This is a genomic window from Vibrio sp. A1-1 (assembly GCF_021728175.1).
GTDB lineage: Bacteria > Pseudomonadota > Gammaproteobacteria > Enterobacterales > Vibrionaceae > Vibrio > Vibrio diabolicus.
Window position 1 is genome coordinate 201114 of sequence record NZ_JAKKCL010000009.1, and the last position, 9191, is coordinate 210304.

Below are 9191 nucleotides of genomic sequence, written 5' to 3' on the forward strand. Positions count from 1 at the left end.
GGCTTACCACTCCTTTTGAGATTGTTGTGGAGGTTGTTTTTGTTGAGCTTGAAGCTGCATTTTTGCACGAATCAAAAAGCTTGGATCGCGAGCGCTTTCGACTGCTTCTAGACGACGGAATTCAGGATCATCCCGATGCGTATTTTTTGGCTGTACTTGAGCCTGCATTGGTTCACCTTGTTCCTGAGCCTGCTTTTCACCTCGTTTCGGTCGATGTTGCTCTGTTTTTTGCTTTTCTGTTTTATTTTCAGATTCTTGCTGACTTTGTGACTGTCGTCCTTGCTCTTCCTTCTCACCGTTTTGAGACTTTTGTTGCTGTTGCTGTTGCTGTTGCTGTTGCTGTTGCTGTTGCTGTTGCTGTTGCTGTTGCTGTTGCTGTTGCTGTTGCTGTTGCTGTTGCTGTTGCTGTTGCTGTTGCTGTTGCTGTTGCTGTTGCTGTTTCAGCTTCTGTTCCACAACCGACAAGTTTTTCTTTGCAGCTTCAAAGTTGGGCTTTTCTTCAAGCAGTTTTTTATAAAGCTCTGCCGCTTCTTCTAATTGACCATTTTGCGCCAGAGAGTTGGCAAGGTTATAGCGGCCGTTAGGAGAGGCGTCATGAGAAAATGCTTCGATAGCGGCTTCGTAGTCACCTTTTTGGTAACTGGCTGCCCCTTTCCAGCTTGGGTTTGTAAATAGATTTTGCGCCTGTTCATACTCACCTTGCTTGTAGAGTTCCGCTCCTCGTTGGTCGGCATTTAAGAACGGATTTGCTTCGGCGTGTTGTGTCCAAGTCATCGGTATTATTGTGGCCACAAACATCCAAATCAGGCCGCGTCGGAACAGTAAAGCTGCAGGCAGAAGTAACAGCGGCAGCAACCAAAAGCCACCGTTTAAGCGAGAGTCAGTGCTCACTTCTTCACTCTTCTTGGCCGAAAGTTGACTGCCAACGTTGCTCGTAAAGGCCGAAATGTTCTCAACATCGCGATTGGTGTGCTGAATAGGAACAAAAATTCCACCTGTTTTCTTTGCTAGTATTTGTAAATTCTTCAGATTTGTTTTCGCTACGACTGTTGTGCCTTGTGCCGTTTTTAAAAGAGAACCATCGGGTAGGGCGATGGGAGCGCCATTAGCGGTTCCTACTGCGAGAACTGAGATGCGAATGTTTTTACCTTCGACCAAATTCAACGTCCGAGACAGTTCTGACTCATCAAGGTCATCAGCTAACACGATGATGTCGCCTTGTTGCACACCTGCTTGAGAGAACTGGTTGAGCGCTAATTCAATTGCGGAAGGCAGGTTTGCCCCTTGAAAAGGCATTAGCTCTGGTGACAAATTCTCGATAATGACGGCAAGCGTACTGGAATCAGTCGTCAGTGGACTTAAGTTATAGGCATCGCCAGCGTAAGCAATAAGACCCGTAGCCCCTTCTTTCCATTTAGGAAGTAAGTCCAGCGCCTTATAACGTGTTTGCGCGAGTCGATTAGGCTTGATGTCCGTAGCGAACATCGAGCGAGACATATCAAGCACTAAAATGCGGTTTTGGTTTAACTCAAAGCTTGGGCGAGCGTTGGATTGCCAGCTTGGTCCCGCTAGCGCAATGCAGGCAAGCGCCCAAGCTACGCCCCAGAGAATAAAATAGTGTTTGGACTGCGTGTTTTGTCCGAGCACTTTAGCTAGGTGAGGGGCAATCAGTGTCGATTTTTTTGCTCTAAATTTGTGATTGAGCAAGAGCGCAGTAGGGATTGCGATAAGCCCCAAAAGCCAATAAGGGTTAAGGAAAATAAACTCAGCCATGTTTTCTCCTCAGTAGGAATAACAATACCGACAGTACGAATGCAGCGCTTAATGGGTATGGGAACCATTCTGACTGCGGACGCCAAGTTTGCGTGTCGCTTGACACGGGCTCGAGCTGGTTGATCGTGTCGTAGATCTTTTCGAGCTGATCAGTATCTCGCGCCCGAAAATATTGTCCACCAGTCATCTCTGCCACTTTAGTTAGTGTTTGCTCATCCAAGTCGGCTGCGGTGTTAACCTTACGAGTCATGAAAAACTCTTTCACCATCATTTCACCAGCACCTACGCCTACGGTGTAAATGGTCGCTTTGTATTTTTTTGCGATTTCCGCTGCTTCGAGCGGTTCGAGCACACCGGCAGTGTTGCTGCCGTCACTAAGCAAAATCATGACTCGTTGCGGAGCATCACTGTCTACAAAGGTTTTCGTGCCTAGACCAATGCCATCACCAATGGCGGTTCGTTGACCAACCAGGCCGATGACGGTTTGATTAATCTGCTGCATGACGGTTTTACGGTCTGCAGTGAGTGGCGTTTGCAAATACGCGTGATCGCCAAACAAAACAACCCCGAGACGGTCGCCTTTTCGCTTTGCCACGAAATCAGACAGAACTTTTTTGACAGCGGTGAGGCGGTCGATGTATTCGCCGTTGAGCTCCATGTCTTCTTGCTGCATCGAGCCAGATAGGTCGACGACTAACATCAAGTCCCGATATTTGGGTTGGAACTCAACTGGATCACCAAACCAAACTGGACGCGCACAAGCAATGATAAGAAGAACCCAGATCGCCATTGATAGTGATTTTTGCAGGGCTTGCCTAGGCTTGCTGCCATTCTCATTAGTTGGTAAGTACGCCAATTTGATCTCGGCTTGTTGAGATTCTTGTGGCAGGAGCTTGTATACCAGCCAGGGGACAGGCAGCAAAAATAGTGCCCACCACCAGACAAATTCAATGTTTAGCCATTGGGCAAGTTCGGTTATGAGTGTTTGCTCAGTCACGGTTATTTGCCTTTTTCTTTGGTGGCAAAGCGTGAGTTATCCAAAAGACACAATCATCGACCAAGCTTTGATGATTTTCTTGAGAGGATTTCTGATACAGCGCTTCTTGCCACTGATGTTGTTTGTCTACGAATCGAGTCTCTTTTGTATGGCTATCGAGAAACTCATACCAAGCGATTCCAGTTAATGGTGCGATTTCTTCACGCGGAAAGTAACTCAATGCCGCCTGACGCAATATTTCTAGAGCAGAGGAAGGGGTATGAGGTGTGACAGATTGAGTTAAAAGTTTTAAGGCTGCCTTTTGCGCGCGTAGGCGTTTTTTACGCCATTTCGTATAAAGATAAATGCTGAAAACGAAAAGTACGGTGGCCGCAAGCACTGCCCACCATCCCCAAGCGAGCGGAAACCAATCCGGAGCGTTTGGTAAAATCAGAGGTTCAAGGTCTAGGCTTTGGTTGTTTGTTGTCATTATTATTACTGCTTAATAAATGCTGCTTGTACAGTTTGTTAGCTTAATTGTGAAATCAAGGGCCAACCACTTGATAGCGTGTTAAATGGAATCGCCATCGAATGGCATTGCTGTTTAATGGTTTCTTGGTGTTGAGTAAAGTGTGTTTCGAGTTCCTTTCTTTGGCCCTTGGAGCCAAAGTTGAACCATTGACTACGTTGTCCATCCGAGGCTTTTACTTGACCTCTAAAGTTTGTTTCACCTCTTTCTAAAGGATCATAAAACTGAATAGCCCTCACACTGTTGTGCTGTTTTAGTCGACGTAACTGCGTCAACTCTGCTGCGCTTATGTGGGCAAAGTCGCTGAGCATAATCAGTTCGCTGCCCTTAGGTGTCAGTGTATGAAGTGTTTCTAACACCTGAGTATACTGCAGTGTACGAGCCTCGTTGTTGGCAGTACGAGCCACCTGCGCGTTATGTGTATCGACGATAGCATTAAGAATCCGCAGCCCCTGTTTTTGTAGAGAGGAAGGGCGAAACTCAAAACATTGATGTCCATCGTCAATCACCGCACCGATGCGATCCTTTTTAGCCAAAGTGAGCCAAATCAACACGCTGGCAAAGTGAGCCAATTGAACCGACTTAAGCATATACTTAGACCCAAAATGCAGGCTAGAACTCAGGTCAAGGTAAAGAATCACAGCTTGCTCTTTGTCTTCTGCAAATAACTTTGTGTGCGCTTTCCCTGTACGAGCAGTTACCCGCCAATCAATACTGCGGATATCATCGCCAGGTTGGTATTGGCGTACTTCCATAAAATCCATGCCTCGCCCTTTTTGGCGGCTGGTATGGTTACCGCTCATTTGCGACCAGATACTTTGTGCTGGTGGCAACCAACGTATAGATTGAGTGCGGTATTGCAGCAGCTCTTCAAGGGTTAATGTCACCCCATTCGCATGAGGTGGCAATGGATGCGTTGTGGACATATCACTCCCTCGTCTTATGCACTGCCAACGAGGTTTAGCAGCTTATCAATGACTTGGTTTGCCGTAATGCCTTCCGCTTGAGCGTGGTAACTCAGTAATAAACGGTGGCGCAAAACCGGATAAGCCATGGTTTGAACATCTTCTGGGGACACAAAATCACGACCTGCAAGCCAAGCGTGCGCACGGGCACAACGATCCAGAGCGATGGTGGCACGTGGACTAACGCCCATTGACAACCACTTATCCAGCTCAGTGTCATATTCGCTGGCTCGACGTGTTGCCATAACTAAACGGACGATGTACTGCTCTATCGTTTCGGCCATATGAATATCCAACACTTCTTTACGCGCAGTGAATATATCTTGTTGGCTTAACATTGGGCGCTCGACTGTAGTTTCGCCTTTTGCTTCACCGCGGTTAATACGCAAGATAGATAGCTCATGCTCCGCATCTGGGTATTCCACTTCTAAATGTAATAAAAAGCGATCTAGCTGTGCTTCAGGTAGTGGATAAGTCCCTTCTTGTTCAATCGGGTTTTGAGTCGCCATGACCAAAAACAACTCTGGCAACGGGTAAGTATGGCGACCTGCTGTGACTTGTTTCTCTGCCATTGCTTCAAGCATCGCCGCTTGTACTTTGGCCGGTGCACGGTTTATCTCATCCGCAAGGATAAGAGAATTGAAGATAGGACCAGATTGGAAAGTGAACTCTCCGGTTTCGGGGCGGAAGATATCGGTGCCGGTTAAATCGGCTGGCAGCAAGTCAGGGGTAAACTGAATTCGGTGGAAGTCGCCTTCAACACAATCTGAGAGTGATTTTACTGCACGGGTTTTTGCCAGCCCAGGAGGGCCCTCAACCAAAATATGTCCATCTGCCAAAAGGGCAACAAGCAGTTGTTTGACTAGATCTTGCTGACCAATGATCTGCGACTCTAGGTATTGCTGAAGAGTTTCGAAGTTAGATTTATGCATGCTTTGGACTCTCGATATCCATTTGATTTTTGTGTTGAGTATTGGTCATTTTCCAGATGGAAAAAGTTCCAATGCGCTTTCGCAATTTATCTTTTCAATATTGGGACTCTGCAGAGAATTGCAAGTACTTGCTATCACTGAAAGTTCTTATCTGACAGAGCGTTACATTTATTTTTCATAATATAGTGAGAAATGCCTCTAGTTTTGTATATGTGAGCCGATAAAGTTTCTGTGATGTGCGTGTCATGAGATATGCACCAGATTCCCCTTATGGGGCCAATAACAAGTGATTCTTTTAAAAGGTCCGAATATGTTGAAACTTCATTCCTTGAGCATCAAACAGAAGGTTGTACTTGGTATTACGTTTGCTGTTTTAGCATCAACAATTATCGTTGGTGTTATGGCTCAGCGTCATGCAAGAGATGTGTTGAGCCACCGTCTTATTGATATCGAACTACCTGCGATGCTGCAGCAAATCAATACAGAAATTGACCGCGAAGTTGTAGAGATGCAACAAGCCGCAAAACAGCTCGCAACAAACGAGTTTATTGTCGAAGCTGTATCTAATACAGACCGCGATCCGTCGGTAGAAGTTCAGTTAGTTCAGCAGCTCAATAACGTTAAATCCCAGTACGGACTTAATGATGCGTCGGTAGCCAATCGTCAAACGGCATATTACTGGAATCAAAACGGGTTCTTGCGTCAGCTTAATCGAACTCAAGATGCTTGGTTCTTTGGCTTTACGTCTTCTGGTCAAGAAACGTCAGTGAGCGTTTTCCAAGAGGCAAACGGCGAAGTAAAAATGTTTGCCAACTACCAAGACTTAAATGGTACATCAATGTCAGGTCTTTCAAAGTCGATGGACGACATGGTTGCGCTGCTCAATGGGTTTAAAATTGAAGATACGGGTTATGTGTTCCTCACTAACGAACAGGGTGAGATTCAAATACATCGTCAACAAGGTAAAAACCAAACTTCTATCACCAAGCTATTTGGTAGTGATGCGAGTGCACTGCTGAATAAAAACAGCTTCAATTTGATTAATGTGGACTTTGAAGGGCAGGACACGTTTGTTTCCAGTTTGTATGTTCCTTCAATGAATTGGTTTGTCATTGGTGTAGTTCCTGTCGATGAAGTCTTCGCGGACCTAAATGCTACTGCGCAAAAAATGCTGTTTACGACCATCATTGTCGCCGTTGTATTCATTCTGATGGGCGTATGGTTGGCAAATAGTATTACTAAACCAATTCGACTGATTGCCGATCGTTTTACCGACCTTGGGCAAGGTGAAGGCGACTTGGCGCAGCGCATTGAAATTCAGGGTAATGATGAAATTGCTCAGCTTTCAAAAGGCTTCAACGGATTTATTGAGAAGATCCACGCCACAATGAAAGAAGTTGCTTTAACCAGTGGCTCATTAAGTCAAGCCGCAGAAAGTGTTTCGACGAAAGCAACATCCACACATGACAACAGCCAAGAGCAACGTGATCAAACCATTCAAGTTGTTGCGGCGATTAACCAGATGGGTGCGACCATCAGCGAAATTGCATCGAACGCGGCGACTGCTGCCGATACGGCAAATCAGGCTTCTGATAATACTCAAACGGGTCGTGAAGTGGTTATGAAAGCCAAAGAGGTGATTAGCCGCCTAGCTGATGACGTAGAAACGACCAATATTGTCGTCACGCAGCTGGCATCGACAACTAAAGATATTGGCTCGATTCTGGGCGTAATTCGTGACATATCAGAACAAACCAACTTGCTTGCGTTGAACGCCGCGATTGAGGCTGCACGTGCTGGAGAGCAAGGTCGTGGTTTTGCGGTGGTTGCTGACGAGGTCAGAAACCTAGCGTCACGCACAGCTGACTCAACAGAAGAGATCCAACGGATGATCAACCAACTTCAAAGTGACGCACAAGACGCAGTAAGTGCGATGGAAGCGGGTAAAGCGGTCACTATTGAAGGGGTTTCTTCAACCGATGAAGCCGTGGAAGTGTTAGTCAATATTTCTGAGCGAATTACAGACATCTCTGATCGTAATACGCAAGTTGCGACGGCGACGGAAGAGCAATCCACTGTGGTGCATACCATTAACCAAAACATTGAAGAAATCAACGCGATCAATGAAATGACAACGGCAGAAGAGCTGGCGGATGCAAGTCGTGATCTTCAAGCGCTCTCTTCACGTCTGGACAAGATGGTTAGTAGCTTCAAGCTATAGAGTTGGATAGAATAGCCGAAGTTTAAAAGTTCACTAACTAAATTTAGGTAAGTACTATGAATGACTTCGAAAAAGAACTAGAGCAGATTTCTCAGGAAGCCGCTCAGGAGCCAGAAGTAAAACTGCCGTCGCTAGAAGAGCAAAAAGCGATCGTCGCTGAGCTAAAAAAGCTGGAAGCAGAAGGTAAGTTGACGCCAGAAGTGTTAGAGCAACACTTTGGTAAATTTAACCAAAAAAACTCTGTTCCAGTTCACTAAGCTAGGGTGAGGTTTCGGCTCTAACGGGCGCGACAAAATCACCAACTCAAATACAAAAAAGGGAGTGTATGCTCCCTTTTTTAATGCCTGAAAAATGCTAATACCTCTTACATACTTGCCACTTAAAAATTATTGACACTTCAATGAGTTATTAATTAGTACTAGTTATTTTCATACTTGACAATACTACTGCTCTATCTAAATCTATTGCGTATTTCAATAAAAGCGACCAAGGGAATGCGATCAGGATGGAGCAACAAAAAACAAGAAATGTCATTTTAATCACGGAGGGCAGTCTGCAGTCATCTCTGCTGAAAGATGTAATGGAGACCAAACTCGGTATTAGTGTTGCTCTAATCACACCAGACTCTCTTATTCACGGAGCGTTAGATTCGCCTTTAGCGTCGGCCATTATTGTTGATTGCAGCGTGATCACTGATGAAATCTTTCGGCGTTATTCGGAATTTAAAGAGTCGCAACAGAAAGATACGCTCGAAATCTTAATTAATTGTGATCAATCCATTTCGACTGAAGATCTTTTTGCTTGGCGTACTCTAGCAGGTATTTTCTATACCTCTGATGATATAAAAACGCTGCAAGTTGGGATTGGTAAGGTACTTCAGGGGGATATGTGGTTCAGCCGTAAGTTTTCTCAGCAATACATTACTCACCTTCGTCGCCACTGCAAACCTATAAATAAGAATGTTCCCGCTATTTTGACCAAACGAGAGCAACAAATAATTACCTTTCTCTCTATGGGGGCTTCCAATCAACAAATTGCCGAACAACTATTTGTGAGCGAGAATACGGTAAAGACTCATTTACACAATATTTTCAAGAAGATTGAAGTAAAAAATAGAGTCCAAGCACTTATTTGGGCGAAAGAAAATATTTCGGATAACTCGTTAACAGTGTAATGTCCTTGAAATATTGCGTTATTTAATTTAGTGAATTCTTAATCATTACTGTGACCTAAATGTGTTAAAAGTGTTTCTTTTATGAGAAACACTTTTTTTGATTCTCTTTTTAATAACTTTGGAATTTAAAAAAGTAGCAAATAACTTTACTCTGTGGACTAGCACTTACATATCACCCTAAGTGCGGACGATTAACGACTAATTTAAGAATGTTAAGTCACTGAAAGTATGAGAAACATTATGGAACAGTATATGGAAAAGCCTGAAGTCCTAATGCTCACTCAACAAAGTTTACAGAGTGAAAACTTTAAGGAAATGCTTTCTAAAAATATAGAAACTAAAATAACGATCATAGATACTAAAAACCCTAGTTATCACGAACTCATTCCGGAACGCTACTTTTTGCTTGTTGATTTTTCAGTTGAGATTCCATCCGAAACTTTAGTTTATTTAAAAGATAGTAATAAAGTGCTAGGAACCATAATGCTTAATTTAGGTAAGTGTTCACCGAGCCCATATTGACAGAAAAAGTGTGACACTCAGCACTTGATCCACTTTTGGCTATTGAGTGATCATTCCAGTGCTTCATCCTGTTTGTTATGAGCAGAAAGAAAGCCCCTA

8 protein-coding genes and 1 pseudogene are annotated in these 9191 nt (G+C 44.3%); 4 read left to right on the forward strand and 5 right to left on the reverse strand.

Annotation, left to right across the window (positions count from 1 at the left end; all coding sequences use genetic code 11):
* Nucleotides 1–3 precede the first annotated feature (3 nt).
* Genes L3V30_RS14605 through L3V30_RS14625 form a run of 5 tightly spaced genes read right to left on the reverse strand, consistent with a single transcriptional unit; the run spans nt 4 to nt 5175 of the window.
* Nucleotides 4–1773: a VWA domain-containing protein gene (locus L3V30_RS14605; protein WP_237309182.1), complete on the reverse strand. Its 1770-nt coding sequence runs from the start codon at nt 1771–1773 to the stop codon at nt 4–6.
* Nucleotides 1766–2770 carry a VWA domain-containing protein gene (locus L3V30_RS14610; RefSeq protein ID WP_237309183.1) on the reverse strand — a complete coding sequence of 335 codons (1005 nt, stop codon included), beginning with the start codon at nt 2768–2770 and terminating at the stop codon, nt 1766–1768. Before L3V30_RS14610 ends, L3V30_RS14605 begins: the two co-directional genes overlap by 8 nt.
* Nucleotides 2763–3239 carry a DUF4381 domain-containing protein gene (locus L3V30_RS14615; protein ID WP_047008481.1) on the reverse strand — a complete coding sequence of 159 codons (477 nt, stop codon included), beginning with the start codon at nt 3237–3239 and terminating at the stop codon, nt 2763–2765. Before L3V30_RS14615 ends, L3V30_RS14610 begins: the two co-directional genes overlap by 8 nt.
* 38 nt (nt 3240–3277) lie before the next feature.
* Nucleotides 3278–4204: a DUF58 domain-containing protein gene (locus L3V30_RS14620; protein ID WP_237309184.1), complete on the reverse strand. Its 927-nt coding sequence runs from the start codon at nt 4202–4204 to the stop codon at nt 3278–3280.
* A gap of 14 nt (nt 4205–4218) precedes the next feature.
* Nucleotides 4219–5175, reverse strand: coding sequence for a MoxR family ATPase (locus L3V30_RS14625; protein ID WP_005392397.1), 957 nt, complete (start codon nt 5173–5175; stop codon nt 4219–4221).
* 310 nt (nt 5176–5485) lie between these two features.
* On the opposite strand from L3V30_RS14625, the gene L3V30_RS14630 reads away from it, so the two are divergent.
* The 4 genes and pseudogenes from L3V30_RS14630 to L3V30_RS14645 form a co-directional block, all read left to right on the forward strand.
* The gene (locus L3V30_RS14630) at nt 5486–7396 is read left to right on the forward strand and encodes a methyl-accepting chemotaxis protein (protein ID WP_237309185.1); all 1911 of its coding nucleotides are present in this window, start codon (nt 5486–5488) and stop codon (nt 7394–7396) included.
* A gap of 56 nt (nt 7397–7452) precedes the next feature.
* Nucleotides 7453–7653, forward strand: coding sequence for a restriction endonuclease subunit S (locus L3V30_RS14635; protein ID WP_005392406.1), 201 nt, complete (start codon nt 7453–7455; stop codon nt 7651–7653).
* A 248-nt stretch (nt 7654–7901) separates the two neighbouring features.
* Entirely contained in the window at nt 7902–8570 is a 669-nt protein-coding gene (locus L3V30_RS14640) for a LuxR C-terminal-related transcriptional regulator (RefSeq protein WP_237309186.1), read from the forward strand.
* A gap of 228 nt (nt 8571–8798) precedes the next feature.
* Nucleotides 8799–9068 (forward strand): annotated as a pseudogene (locus L3V30_RS14645) (helix-turn-helix transcriptional regulator); the annotation flags it as partial.
* Between the last annotated feature and the right edge of the window lie 123 nt (nt 9069–9191).